The following is a 12312-nucleotide window of genomic DNA, read 5'->3' as shown; positions in this document are numbered from 1 at the left end:
GTTAGAATGGCAAATCATCTTCGGAAATATCGATCGGACGTCCGTCATCCGAGAACGGATCACGATTGTCGTTCCGTGATGACCCTCCGGAACCTCCGGACCGGCCACCGCCTCCGCCGTAAGAACCTCCGCCGCCTCCGCTTTGACCGCCGCCACCTTGGCTTCCGCCATAGTTGCCACCGCCTCCGCCTTGGTTGCCGCCGCCGTAGCTGCCCGATTCTTCGCGTTGTCCACCTTCGCGGTTGGATTCCAAGAAACGCACGTTATCGGCAATAACTTCCGTCACATAGACGCGCTTGCCTTCGTTGTTCTCGTAGTTCCGTACCTGGATACGGCCTTCCACCGCCGCAAGACGGCCTTTACGCAAATAGTTCGCGCACAGCTCAGCCAGCTGACGCCATGTTACAACGGGGATGAAATCCGCTTCCCGCTCGCCGCCGCTTTGGAACGGACGGTCTACGGCCAGCGTGAATTGCGTAACCGCAACGCCTGCTGGTGTATAGCGCATTTCGGGATCTCTTGTTAATCGGCCGATTAGAATAACACGGTTCAACATCGACTTTCGCCTCCAATCGAACATTCCTTGCGTAAATTAGACATCTTAAGCAACGTCTTTGACGACCAAGAAACGGATAACTTCATCCGTAATCTTCATGACGCGGTCAAGTTCAGCGACAACAGCCGGAGTGGCGTTGAAATGAACGAGGACATAAATACCGTCACGAATCTTGTTGATCTCATACGCAAGGCGGCGCTTACCCAGCACGTCGTGCTTCGTAACTTCTCCGCCGTTCGAGATGATTGCTTGGAACTTGTCGGTCAAAGCTTGTACCGCTTCTTGTTCCACATCTGGACGAATGATGTACATCACTTCATATTTGCGCATTTCGATTCACCTCCTTTTGGACTAACGGCCCCCACGAAAGGGAGCAAGGAGCGAGTAATTTCTCGTAAGTAATTTCTCGCATACCATAACACTATACCAGAGTCGCCTATCCGTTGACAAGTCAAATGATGCAGTGGTGCGCTTGGCTGTTTCTCCCGCTTATGTTTGCCTCTTCGGGGACATACACTAAACGTCGATCCCGCACTCGCGGGCCGTTTTGACCATTATTCGCTTTGGAGGCTGATGAGGATGGGTGAGTGGACAGAATTCCGGCCTGGTGACCGGGCACCGAACGACGGCACGTATATTGAGATCGGCGAGAACTCGTACCACATGGGCGTGACTAACCCGCAGAAGGTTCATTTGGCGAAAGGCGACCGTTTCCCGGAAACCTCGAACGATGGCCGCAAATGGAAACGGCTGCATCATAATTAATTGAAATTCACGTGCATACAACAAGGCTTCGGTGCGCAATCTATAGTCGACGGTGCGAAGAGAGGCGTGGTTCCGTTGAACGCGAATGCGCAAGGACCGCAGTGTGATTTTGTCCACGAATAGCTGAATAATGAAGAAGCGAGGGGTTGTGCCAAAGACTAGCGTCTGTAACACAAGCACATCGGTGTAACCGATGACCAGTTTCTGAAGAAGACGTTATTGTGATGACGAATTACAATCGATCAACCACCGTCGGAAAAGGACTCGCGAGAGTCCTTTTTTCTATGTTCTCTTCTTCTACCTGCGCTCGCCTTTATTTCCGTCCTATGCACATTGTAACGGCGCTGATGGTCGCACACAGTCGGTCAATCTTCATACAACCATATCCCAGCATGCCGCACCCTGATCACCCTTAGTCGTGCCTTCGCCCAATCCGAATAAATACCTAGAATTACAGCCTTCGAGGCTATGCGACGAGTCCGCACCTATCCGTCCCTCGCCACATGCTACATAGTCGCTGCCCGCTTAAACAAACGCAAAAAACGACCCCATCGGAGTCGTCGTCTGTTATGTATGGCGGAGAGAGTGGGATTCGAACCCACGCACGCTTTGACACGCCTAGCTGATTTCGAGTCAGCCCCCTTGGGCCTCTTGGGTACCTCTCCATATGAATGATCAACACGATGTATTTTATCACAAGTACATGACTCGATGCAAACGGAAACCGATTGGGCAACCAACGATTTGGTTCACGTTTCTTACACCGTTATACCTTCTTCTTGTCCACCCTTGTCCACTCGAGCGTACGCGTCCACACAACCTATTCGATTGTGCTCGTCCGATGGCTTTGAAGCTGTCGAGCGTGGGGCCCGATGCTTGAACCCCGTTACGTCGCCGCACCACTATCGTTCGAGGTGTGGAAGCTTCCTCCCTCATATTCACTCGCGTGTCTAGTCTATCCCTAAGGTTTGAACAATAGTGCCGACTCACCGTACGTAGCGTTGTCATCCGTGCCATGTGCCACTCGGTCCGGCCCCCGTCCGGCTTTCGCCGTCCCGCCTATTTGCTGCGAATCCGCCTGAAAATAACAAAAACCTCCTGCATCATCTGCAGGAGGCGTTACTTGAATAATTAGAGGACGGAGAGAGTGGGATTCGAACCCACGCACGCTTTGACACGCCTAGCTGATTTCGAGTCAGCCCCCTTGGGCCTCTTGGGTACCTCTCCAATTAGTCAACGAAGTTCATTGTAGCATAGGGCTTGGACGATTGCAAGCGGTGCCTGCAAAAAATTAAAGGCTGCCTTCGGCCGGCGTTTCCTCGGTTTCCGAAGCTTTCGATCGCAGCACCTTCTTCATATTCTTCTCGAATTTCAACCGCGGAATGAGCACGCTGTGCTTGCATCCGACGCATTTGATCCGAATATCCATGCCCATCCGGATGATCTCCATCTCGTTCGTGCCGCAAGGATGAGGCTTCTTCATCTGGACGATATCGCCGAGTTCAAATTGTTTACGTTCCAACCGCTTCCGCCCCTCCTTTCCCGACAAAGACACTTTGTCCTTCAATATCCCCTATTATACGATGACCAGCTCGTATCCTCCACCTGCTAAGGAACGAAATATCCCGCGAATTTCAACTTTTTCTTGGGTTAGCACCGTTTGCACCGTAGCCAGGTCGTCCTTGGGAAAATGGATCGATAATGCGCAGCCTGCCGTGATCTCTTTGGGCGTTGGACAAATATCTATCTCTACGTCGGCGTATTCTAGCAGCATTTCCGCCCGAAGTGCCTGTTGGGTCGAATCGAACGCAATTAGCATCCAGCCCGCCTCCTTCATCATTTCTCGCGTGCGGCAAGTATAAAATGGCTGTCTTATCCATATACTAGCTAGTAAATAAGCGAAGATCCTATCGACTCTCGGATCGCTCGCATCCAGGTTGTCATAGATTAGTAGGGCCAACGCGCGGGCCATTGCTCACCATCAGGCGGGAGGGATTTCAATGAAGTTTTCAGGTATGAAGGACAATCCACTCAAGGTACCTTATTCGGAGCCTAATGTAACAGGTCTGCTCATTAATCGCTTGGCCTATCTGCTGAGCGATGTGCCCGATCATGCGCGTATTGTCGTTGTCTGCGTTGGCACCGACCGCTCTACCGGCGATGCGCTTGGCCCGCTCGTTGGAACGGCCCTGAGCAAATATCGCAGCCGCTACTTTGATATTTACGGCACCTTGGAAGAGCCCGTTCATGCGATGAATTTGGCCGACACGCTTCAACGCATCACCAGACAAGTTCGTCATCCCTACGTCATCGGAATCGATGCCTGCTTGGGACAAGTCTCAAGCGTCGGCAGCATTCAAGTCGGGACAGGCCCGGTCCGCCCCGGCGCCGGCGTGAATAAAGAACTGCCGCCCGTCGGCGACATCCATGTAACGGGCATCGTCAATGTGGGCGGCTTTATGGAATACTTCGTTCTGCAGAACACAAGACTTCATCTCGTCATGCGGATGTCCGAAGTGATCGCGCATAGCCTCTTCTCCGCGATCGTCAAATCGGTGCATCCCGCTATTCCCGCTTCAACGCAAGATTAATGGCCTTCTTCTCCTCCGGGGTTAACGGATAATCGGAATTACCGCCTCGGATCGGCTTGGCGTACACGAACGTATTATCCCGATTATGCAGCCCGCTGAGTACAAGACCCTCTTCCGTTTCGCTGAGGATGGCCAACGAGAAGCTAAGGTCATTGCCTCCATCCGAGAACGCATTATAGCGATGAATACCGACGTGCCCCTTCTGCTCTTTGTCACGACGACGCAGTTCCTCCACCTGATGCTGCAGCTCGGCATGTTGCTGTTCCTGCTGCGCCAATTTTTCCTTCAATGCGATAATAATATGTTCCAAGTCTTCTACGCCAGAGCCGCTCATAAACTGCGTATAACTTTTGCGCAGTTTTTTTAGTTTGCCGCCTAATGCGAACGACCGGATGATGAATATCAAGACGACGATCGCAAGACCGATCGTTACCCCGTCCATCGGCTGCAAGTTCCATGCTTCCATCAATGTTTCTTCGCTCCCATTCCCTGCTTCAACGATAGTGCTGTTTGATTTCGCGAATTGCCTCTACAAAGGCGTCTGTCTCCTGCTCCGTCGTGCCGTAGCCAACGCTTGCACGAATAGCCCCTGTCTCCGTTGTGCCAGCCATACCGTGGGCTAGAGGGGTGCAATGAAACCCCGATCTTACGGCAATGTGATAGTGCTGGTCCAAAATAAAAGCCGTCTCCGACGGGTCGACCCCTTCCACCACGATCGATACGATACCTGTGCGGTTTTGTCCCGGTTCGGGCCCCAGTATGCGCACGCCTTCGATGCCCAGCAAGCCTTCCATCATGCGCTGGGTTAAATTCCACTCCTTAGTATGTATTTTTTGCGGCGTCTCATTCAGCACGTAATGAACCCCTGTTCGAAGTCCCGCGATGCCTGGTGTGTTCGGTGTGCCGGCTTCATAGCGATCAGGCCGCACCTGAGGCTGCTCAGGCGATTCCGATTGACTACCTGTTCCACCATGCATGAGCGGCACCGGATCGATCTGAGGCGAAATATATAAGCCTCCCGTGCCCTGCGGACCCAATAGTCCCTTATGACCTGGGAATGCCAGCATATCGATCCCCATTGCCTCTACGTCAATCTCTAACGCCCCTGCGCTCTGAGCTGCGTCGACGAGCAGCTTAGCGCTGCCATGAGACTTGGTTATCTCGCCGATCTCGGCTATAGGCAGAATAGAACCAAGCAAGTTCGAGCTATGGTTGACGGCAACCAGCTTTGTATTCGCACGCAGCGCATTCTTCACTTGATTCGGCTCCAGTTTGCCGCTGGCGTCGGTCTCCAAATACGTGACTTCCACGCCCATGGTTGCTTTCAAATATTCCAACGGTCGTCGGATCGAGTTATGCTCGACGGCGGTAGCCACGACATGATCTCCAGGCTGTACCATTCCTTTGATCGCCTGATTCAGACCCATTGTCGTATTCAGCATGAATGCGATATCGTTCGGATTGGCGATCCGAAATAACTTGGCCAACGCCTTTCTCGTATCGAACAGGATCCGGCTTGCTCTTACAGCCATCTTGTGGCTGCCGCGACCCGGATTGGCCGCATCCTCTTCCATCGCCTTCGCCACTGCCTCTATAACGCCAGGCGCCTTCGGCCACGATGTCGCAGCATGATCCAAGTAGATGAAAGCTCTCTCTTGCCCCTCTGTCATCAACCCTCTCTCCTCTCCGCTCTAACCGTCCGTTTTCGCTCTATACAATAATAGCACACAGCCTACAGCGAATCACGTATTCGCTGTAGGCTGTGTGCTATTTATCATTGTGGCGATTTGCCCGAGTGATGATTAGGCCATTTGCTGCAGCAGCTCCAACAGCCGCTCCAGGTCTTGTTTATTATAATAAAGAAGTTCGATGCGTCCTTTGTCTTTCTGGTGTTTAATTTTCACTGTCGTCTTGAACTGATCGCGCAGCGATTCTTCCAATTGCTCGATATAAGGATCCCGTCTCTTTAGCGTCTGCTTCGCTTTAAGCGGCAGTTCCTGCTGGGACAATTTTTGAATTGCTTCTTCAAGTTGGCGAACGCTCCACTCATGCGTAATCGTGTGTTCAGCCAGCTCTTTACGACGAGACTCTTCTTTCACACCGACTAATGCACGTGCATGCCCCATCGATAATGTTCCACGTGAAACATTATCTTTAATCTGCTCAGGCAGCGTCAACAGTCGAAGGAAATTAGCAATATGCGAACGGGATTTCCCAACCTTAAGCGACAGCTCTTCTTGCGTCAAATCGAACTTGTCCATCAGCGCCTGATATGCAAGCGCAAGTTCGATGGCATTCAGGTCTTCGCGCTGCAAATTCTCGATTAAGGCAATCTCCATTACCTGTTGGTCGGAGAAGCTGCGTACAACAGCCGGAATGGTAGTATTGCCGCACAGCTGCGACGCGCGGAAACGACGCTCGCCGGCGATAATCTCGAACCCTTTCAGAACCGAACGGACAATAATCGGCTGGATAACACCATGTTGACGGATCGATTCGGCCAATTCCTTAATTGCATCCTCGTCGAATGTTTTACGTGGCTGATATGGGTTTGGTCTAAGTTCCGTCAGATTAACTTCTATAACCTTATCTTCTTCGCTTACTGAAAGAGACGGAATAAGCGCATCAAGTCCTCTACCTAGCCGCTTGCTCATACATGATCACTTCCTTCGCGAGTTCAAGATAAACCTCGGCCCCTTTGGATCTTGGATCGTACGTGATAATGGCTTGTCCATGCGACGGCGCTTCGCTCAGACGAACGTTGCGCGGGATGATCGTTTGGTAGACCTTCTGCTGGAAATACTTCTTCACTTCTTCAATGACTTGAATACCAAGATTCGTGCGGGCATCCAGCATGGTAAGCAGCACGCCCTCGATTTGAAGCGACGTATTCAGGTGCTTCTGGACGAGACGTACTGTGTTGAGCAACTGACTGAGCCCTTCAAGGGCGTAATATTCGCATTGAATTGGAATGATCAAAGAGTCCGAAGCGGTCAAGGAATTGACCGTAAGAATGCCAAGCGACGGCGGGCAATCGATGAGAATGTAATCGTACTGGCTTTTAACCTTTTTCAATGCGTTCTTGAGCTTCATTTCGCGCGAAATGCTCGACACTAGCTCGATTTCCGCACCGGCAAGCTGAATCGTGGCGGGAATGATGCTTAGCCCTTCGATAGCAGTCGCAATCGTTGCATCGTTAGGGTGTACATCATCGATCAACACGTCGTAAATACAATACTTCACATCTGCTTTGTTGACGCCGATTCCGCTCGTCGTATTCCCTTGCGGATCAATGTCGACCAGCAGTACTTTTTTGCCCAGCGTAGCGAGGCAGGCACCCAGATTCACTGACGTTGTCGTCTTCCCGACACCGCCCTTCTGGTTGGATATCGCAATCGTTTTAGACAAAACCGTTCACCTCTAATGTTGATTAGCTTGTTGAAACTCGCTCACTGTGTCATCAATAGATTCATTATAAAAGCTTACTCGGCCATGAGCAATGAAACGTTGTTTGATACGCCTTACATTTATTGTCGCCGACATCTAAATTCCAGCTATGAGCAACTATTTACCTGAACGCGCGCTATCTGACGACACCTAACCTTCCTCCATCAGCTGCACGATCTTCTGCTTGAAGAACCATGCTGCCCGACAACATGCTACCTTCCCGATTAGAAGCAATATCCCAAATATCTTGATGGGGGTGATTATCAGGTTGCACCTCCTGGCGCGCGGCACTATCGCGGCATGCGGGTGCTCGGTCACACGTCGGCGGTCAACCCTAGGTTAAGCGAGTCTAAGCGGCTGAATATTCAGCCGGGAGTTGGTGATGAGATGGAACAACTGAAATCCTTCTGGAAATAAGCAGCTTCATAAGCACTTACTTGTGGCCGCCCTTGTCTTAGGGTGTCTTCCTAAACCAGCCAAATTCATCGAAATCCGAAGACAACAGCATGTGAAGGTCCACACCGACGGCAGGCTGCGGATTCTTCACTCCTATGATTCGCCCAAGCTGACTCCATTACCAACACCATGATTCTATTCCACCATACTACCGGTCTGGGAAATACACATTCACGCACAGTCATCGGCATTGGTCAGACGCTGCCCACCACGAACTACAAAGCTATACGCCGCTAATGGCAAGCAGATCAGGAACCACTATGTCCCTTGTCTCCTCGTTACTCGCGGCTACTATCTGTCGTGCTTTGCGAAGGTGAGTCGTCCTGCACCATTATCTTCGTCGCATAAATACAAAAACGTTCCGACCCCATAGATTTCAAGTTGCCGGAACATTCCTTCGCGTGATCGCGTTGTATGGTTGCGAGAAAATGGCGACGCCGTCCTAATGAAGGACGGCTGAACTTGGCTTTATAGTGATGATCACCTTATTATTCTCGCACGTTTCTCGTCTTTAAAGCTACTATATGAAAGAAGTTTAATGCCTATCGCTAAAATCTACCCTTCGCGCGTGCGCTTCGGGATCTGAATCACGATCTCATAATGATCTTCGAAATCTTTTTCGTTCGTCTTAATTTGCAGCCCCGATTCGGTGACCATATCGATCGACTGACGGATCGTATTCAAGGCAAGTCGGACATCCTTCGTGAAGGATACTCGCTTGGACTTTTTCGCCTTGGCAACCTCTTTATAGAACGCAACCCGCGCTTCGGTTTGCTTTACATTCAATTCCTTGGCCACGACATCCTCAAGTACCTTCTGCTGAAGCTCGTCGGTATCTAGCGCAAGCAGCGCGCGTGCATGACGTTCCGTAATTTTACGCTCAATCAGCGCATTTTTGACTGCTTCACTAAGACCAAGCAGCCGAATTTTGTTGGCGATTGTCGACTGGCTTTTGCCGAGTCGCTGAGCAAGACTTTCTTGTGTTAACGAGTGAAGATCGATTAGCTTCTGATACGCCACCGCTTCCTCGATAGCCGTCAGCCCTTCGCGCTGCAAGTTCTCGATTAACGCGATCGATGCAGCCTGCGAATCATTGAACTCCCGCACGATTGCAGGAATGGTTTCCAGCCCCAGCTTTTTGACTGCCCGATAACGACGTTCGCCTGCGATAATCTCATAGCGGTTATTCCGCATCCGTACAACGATCGGCTGAATGACCCCATGGGTCTTGATCGTTTGGCACAGCTCGTCGATTCGTTCGTCATCGAAAATGGTGCGCGGCTGATAAGGACTCGTATCAATATCGCCGATCGGTATTTGCTTCACTTCGTCTTGGGCGCCTTTTGGATCTGAGGATAGTCCAAACAAACGCGAAAATTGTTCTTTCATCTCGTCAACTACCACCCGAATTCAAAGTGCCGAGGAATGTTTACAAGTACATATTCTCCGGCTTCAAAATGATTTCCTGCTTGACAAGAAGCCTTGCCTCTTATTCGTCGGTAAAATGTTTCACGTGGAACATTGTCTTCATGACATGTGTAACACACTGTAAAGTCTGAATGCTGTTTAAACCCATGTACACGTCTGTCCTCTTACTTTCACTACGCTGCACTAGATTCCGTTGAACTCTATTGGACACTACGTTTATACGCCTAAAGCTATGTAAATTGGAAGGCAAGCGAGCACTCTTACAGCCTCGCCCGTCTTCCACTTTCTTTTCCCTGTCCGGCATAAAGTACAATCCAGCACTGTGGCCAGTTCCCCGAAATACATCAGAGAGCTTAACACCCCTCGTCGCCGCTATTCGATCGGCTGCTTTAGCGGCAGCCCTGCTTTACGGGGATATTTCTTTGGCGTAGCCTCCAGCTTGTCCACGATGACGATATGACGTTCGGCTTGTTCGAATGGCAGTTGAAAATAATGCGTTGTCCGTACCTTGCCCCGAAGCTCACTTAAACTGCGAGCCGCGCCTTTCAACTCCTCCTCCAACGAGGACCCCTTCATCGCCGCGAATGCGCCGCCTTTCTTCGTGAATGGCAGGCAAAACTCGTTGAGCACGCTCATGCGTGCGACCGCCCGAGCGGTAACCAAATCATAGCAATCTCGATGTTCTGGCTGCCGCGCGATATCTTCGGCCCGGCCATGGACACACTGCACGTCGCTTAGACCAAGCTCTTGCACGACATGATTCAGGAAGGAAATACGTTTATTGAGCGAATCGACAATTGTCACGTGCAAATGCGGGAAACATATTTTCAACGGAATACTCGGGAAACCCGCACCCGATCCGATATCCGCTATACTGCCAACCGTGTTCATCGGCACATAGAAAGCTAGCGATACGGAATCATAAAAATGCTTTTCATACACCGCTTCCCGCTCCGTAATGCCGGTTAAGTTCATTTTCTCGTTCCATTCCACCAGCAGGCGAAAGTAGAGGTCGAACTGCCCCAACTGCTCCGTAGTCAGTTCGACCCCTTTCTCGGCCAGCAGCGAAGGAAACCACTGTGGCGTTTCGTTCATGTAGCCTTACCCCCGCGCCGCCGTTACGCGGTTATAATGTTCGAGATATACGAGCAGGATCGAGATGTCCGCCGGCGTAACCCCGCCAATCCGGGACGCCTGACCGATCGATAGCGGGCGAATGTTCGTCAGCTTCTGCTTCGCTTCAGAGGCAAGCCCATGGACAGCCGTATAGTCGATATCCTCAGGTATGCGCTTCTTCTCCATTTTCGATAGACGTTCGACCTGGAGCAGCTGCTTCTCGATATAGCCGGAATACTTGATTTGAATTTCAACCTGTTCCTTCATCTCATCCGTCAGTTCTACGGGTGAAGGCACGAAACGTTCCACATGCGCATACGTCACTTCAGGACGGCGAAGCAGCGTCAGCGCATCGGTCGTAAACTGCAGCGGCGCCGATCCGAGCTCGGCCAACATATCTTGAACGCTTTGTTCCACTTTGATTTTCGCCGATTTCAATCGTTCGATTTCTTGTTCGACGAGCTCCTTCTTCTTCGCGAACTTCGCGTAACGCGCTTCGCTAATCAGCCCGATCTCGTAACCGGTCGGCGTCAGACGCAGATCGGCGTTATCATGACGAAGCAGCAAGCGGTATTCGGCACGCGATGTCAGCAGACGATACGGCTCACTCGTACCTTTGGTCACCAGATCATCGATCAATACGCCGATGTAGCCTTGCGAGCGATCCAGAACGACCGGTTCTCTGCCTTGCGCTTTGCGCGCGGCATTGATGCCGGCCATAATCCCTTGACCAGCGGCCTCCTCATAACCCGAAGTACCGTTAATTTGACCAGCCGTGAACAGATTCGGCACGACCTTTGTTTCCAGCGACGGCCACAGCTGTGTCGGCACGACGGCATCGTATTCGATGGCGTAGCCGGTACGCATCATCTCAACCCGCTCTAGCCCCGGAATCGAGCGCAGGATGCTTAGCTGCACGTCTTCCGGCATGCTTGTCGAGAGACCTTGTACGTAATATTCGGAAGTGTCTTTCCCTTCCGGCTCGAGGAAAATCTGATGCTTCGGCTTATCGGCGAACCGGACGATTTTATCCTCGATCGACGGACAATATCGCGGCCCCGTTCCTTCGATCGCCCCCGAGAACATCGGCGCGCGGTGAAGATTAGCATTAATAATGCGATGTGTCTCTTCCGACGTATACGTCAGCCAGCAAGGCAGCTGCTCGTTGTTGGAGTATTCCGTTTCATAGGAGAAGAACTTCGGATTCTCGTCGCCTGGCTGAATCTCCGTTTTGTCGAAATCGATGGTATCCTTATGCACCCGCGGCGGCGTACCGGTCTTGAAGCGTACCAGCTCCAGCCCGAGCTCACGCAGTTTTTGCGACAGTCGCACGGATGGCTGCTGGTTGTTCGGTCCGCTTTCGTACATAAGCTCGCCCATGATGATTTTCCCGCGCAGGTAAGTCCCCGTCGTCAGTACGACTGTTTTGGCCCGATAAGTCGCCCCGGTCTTCGTAATCACGCCGACGCAGACGCCATCCTCGACGATCAGCTCTTCCGCCATCCCTTGACGAAGCGTCAGATGGTCCGTCTCCTCAATCGTTTTCTTCATTGTATGCTGATATAGAAATTTATCCGCTTGCGCGCGCAGGGCGTGAACGGCCGGACCTTTACCGGTGTTCAGCATCCGCATTTGGATAAACGTCTTGTCGATATTGCGTCCCATCTCGCCTCCGAGCGCATCAATCTCCCGCACCACATGCCCTTTGGCCGGACCGCCAATCGACGGGTTACATGGCATGAACGCCACCATATCCAAGTTAATCGTCAGCAGCAGCGTCTCGCAGCCCATCCGAGCCGACGCCAACGCCGCCTCACATCCGGCATGACCCGCGCCAATAACGATGACGTCAAAATTTCCTGCTTCATATCCCATTTTACCAATTTACCTCCTTGCCAGCCCCTCTTCACCCTCTTTTTCGTGAAAAGGATTCCATAACCAGAACTGGCAGTT

Annotated in this window: 13 protein-coding genes and 2 tRNA genes; 2 read left to right on the top strand and 13 right to left on the bottom strand. The window is 51.6% G+C overall.

Going from position 1 to position 12312, the window contains the following annotated elements; all coding sequences use genetic code 11:
• Position 1 precedes the first annotated feature (1 nt).
• Positions 2-556, bottom strand: coding sequence for a single-stranded DNA-binding protein (gene ssb, locus ACFFSY_RS11835; RefSeq protein WP_377494070.1), 555 nt, complete (start codon positions 554-556; stop codon positions 2-4).
• A gap of 45 nt (positions 557-601) precedes the next feature.
• Positions 602-886, bottom strand: a complete 285-nt coding sequence (gene rpsF, locus ACFFSY_RS11830; RefSeq protein WP_148929299.1) for a 30S ribosomal protein S6 — start codon at positions 884-886, stop codon at positions 602-604.
• 249 nt (positions 887-1135) lie between these two features.
• On the opposite strand from rpsF, the gene ACFFSY_RS11825 reads away from it, so the two are divergent.
• Complete coding sequence (locus ACFFSY_RS11825; protein ID WP_377494068.1) at positions 1136-1321, top strand: YjzC family protein; 186 nt, start codon at positions 1136-1138, stop codon at positions 1319-1321.
• Between the two features lie 574 nt (positions 1322-1895).
• Here ACFFSY_RS11825 and ACFFSY_RS11820 read toward each other — a convergent pair.
• The 4 genes from ACFFSY_RS11820 to ACFFSY_RS11805 form a co-directional block, all read right to left on the bottom strand.
• A tRNA-Ser gene (locus ACFFSY_RS11820) sits at positions 1896-1986 on the bottom strand.
• A 474-nt stretch (positions 1987-2460) separates the two neighbouring features.
• Positions 2461-2548: transfer RNA gene (locus tag ACFFSY_RS11815), tRNA-Ser, on the bottom strand.
• 64 nt (positions 2549-2612) lie between these two features.
• Positions 2613-2843, bottom strand: coding sequence for a DUF951 domain-containing protein (locus tag ACFFSY_RS11810; RefSeq protein ID WP_377494066.1), 231 nt, complete (start codon positions 2841-2843; stop codon positions 2613-2615).
• Between the two features lie 54 nt (positions 2844-2897).
• On the bottom strand, positions 2898-3140 hold the full coding sequence (locus ACFFSY_RS11805; protein ID WP_377494064.1) for a putative Se/S carrier protein: 243 nt from the start codon (positions 3138-3140) through the stop codon (positions 2898-2900).
• 181 nt (positions 3141-3321) lie between these two features.
• Here ACFFSY_RS11805 and yyaC point away from each other — a divergent pair, with 181 nt between their 5' ends.
• On the top strand, positions 3322-3912 hold the full coding sequence (gene yyaC, locus ACFFSY_RS11800) for a spore protease YyaC (protein ID WP_377494062.1): 591 nt from the start codon (positions 3322-3324) through the stop codon (positions 3910-3912).
• Here the strand turns inward: yyaC and ACFFSY_RS11795 are convergent.
• The 7 genes from ACFFSY_RS11795 to mnmG all read right to left on the bottom strand — a co-directional run bounded on the left by ACFFSY_RS11795 (position 3887) and on the right by mnmG (position 12234).
• Positions 3887-4378, bottom strand: a complete 492-nt coding sequence (locus ACFFSY_RS11795; protein ID WP_377494924.1) for a DUF4446 family protein — start codon at positions 4376-4378, stop codon at positions 3887-3889. The genes yyaC and ACFFSY_RS11795 overlap by 26 nt on opposite strands.
• 28 nt (positions 4379-4406) lie before the next feature.
• Positions 4407-5582, bottom strand: a complete 1176-nt coding sequence (locus ACFFSY_RS11790) for an aminotransferase class V-fold PLP-dependent enzyme (protein WP_377494060.1) — start codon at positions 5580-5582, stop codon at positions 4407-4409.
• Positions 5583-5714: 132 nt separating this feature from the next.
• Positions 5715-6566, bottom strand: coding sequence for a ParB/RepB/Spo0J family partition protein (locus ACFFSY_RS11785; RefSeq protein ID WP_377494058.1), 852 nt, complete (start codon positions 6564-6566; stop codon positions 5715-5717).
• A complete protein-coding gene (locus tag ACFFSY_RS11780; protein ID WP_377494056.1) occupies positions 6547-7320 on the bottom strand; it encodes a ParA family protein in 774 nt (257 codons plus the stop codon). Before ACFFSY_RS11780 ends, ACFFSY_RS11785 begins: the two co-directional genes overlap by 20 nt.
• 1050 nt (positions 7321-8370) lie before the next feature.
• Complete coding sequence (gene noc / locus ACFFSY_RS11775; RefSeq protein ID WP_377494054.1) at positions 8371-9204, bottom strand: nucleoid occlusion protein; 834 nt, start codon at positions 9202-9204, stop codon at positions 8371-8373.
• Positions 9205-9615: 411 nt separating this feature from the next.
• The gene (gene rsmG / locus ACFFSY_RS11770; RefSeq protein ID WP_377494052.1) at positions 9616-10338 is read right to left on the bottom strand and encodes a 16S rRNA (guanine(527)-N(7))-methyltransferase RsmG; all 723 of its coding nucleotides are present in this window, start codon (positions 10336-10338) and stop codon (positions 9616-9618) included.
• 6 nt (positions 10339-10344) lie between these two features.
• On the bottom strand, positions 10345-12234 hold the full coding sequence (gene mnmG, locus ACFFSY_RS11765) for a tRNA uridine-5-carboxymethylaminomethyl(34) synthesis enzyme MnmG (RefSeq protein WP_377494050.1): 1890 nt from the start codon (positions 12232-12234) through the stop codon (positions 10345-10347).
• Between the last annotated feature and the right edge of the window lie 78 nt (positions 12235-12312).

This window comes from Paenibacillus aurantiacus, from assembly GCF_042431225.1.
GTDB lineage: Bacteria > Bacillota > Bacilli > Paenibacillales > Paenibacillaceae > Paenibacillus_Z > Paenibacillus_Z aurantiacus.
Note: the sequence above shows the minus strand (reverse complement) of the source record. Positions and strands in the feature narration are given on the sequence as shown.

What these genes read in the sequence shown, in the direction of transcription:
- ssb (WP_377494070.1), bottom strand. Translation starts at nt 556, where the DNA reads ATGTTGAACCGTGTTATTCTAATCGGCCGATTAACAAGAGATCCCGAA.
- rpsF (WP_148929299.1), bottom strand. Translation starts at nt 886, where the DNA reads ATGCGCAAATATGAAGTGATGTACATCATTCGTCCAGATGTGGAACAA.
- ACFFSY_RS11825 (WP_377494068.1), top strand. Translation starts at nt 1,136, where the DNA reads ATGGGTGAGTGGACAGAATTCCGGCCTGGTGACCGGGCACCGAACGAC.
- ACFFSY_RS11805 (WP_377494064.1), bottom strand. Translation starts at nt 3,140, where the DNA reads ATGCTAATTGCGTTCGATTCGACCCAACAGGCACTTCGGGCGGAAATG.
- yyaC (WP_377494062.1), top strand. Translation starts at nt 3,322, where the DNA reads ATGAAGTTTTCAGGTATGAAGGACAATCCACTCAAGGTACCTTATTCG.
- ACFFSY_RS11795 (WP_377494924.1), bottom strand. Translation starts at nt 4,378, where the DNA reads ATGGAAGCATGGAACTTGCAGCCGATGGACGGGGTAACGATCGGTCTT.
- ACFFSY_RS11790 (WP_377494060.1), bottom strand. Translation starts at nt 5,582, where the DNA reads ATGACAGAGGGGCAAGAGAGAGCTTTCATCTACTTGGATCATGCTGCG.
- ACFFSY_RS11785 (WP_377494058.1), bottom strand. Translation starts at nt 6,566, where the DNA reads ATGAGCAAGCGGCTAGGTAGAGGACTTGATGCGCTTATTCCGTCTCTT.
- noc (WP_377494054.1), bottom strand. Translation starts at nt 9,204, where the DNA reads ATGAAAGAACAATTTTCGCGTTTGTTTGGACTATCCTCAGATCCAAAA.
- rsmG (WP_377494052.1), bottom strand. Translation starts at nt 10,338, where the DNA reads ATGAACGAAACGCCACAGTGGTTTCCTTCGCTGCTGGCCGAGAAAGGG.
- mnmG (WP_377494050.1), bottom strand. Translation starts at nt 12,234, where the DNA reads ATGGGATATGAAGCAGGAAATTTTGACGTCATCGTTATTGGCGCGGGT.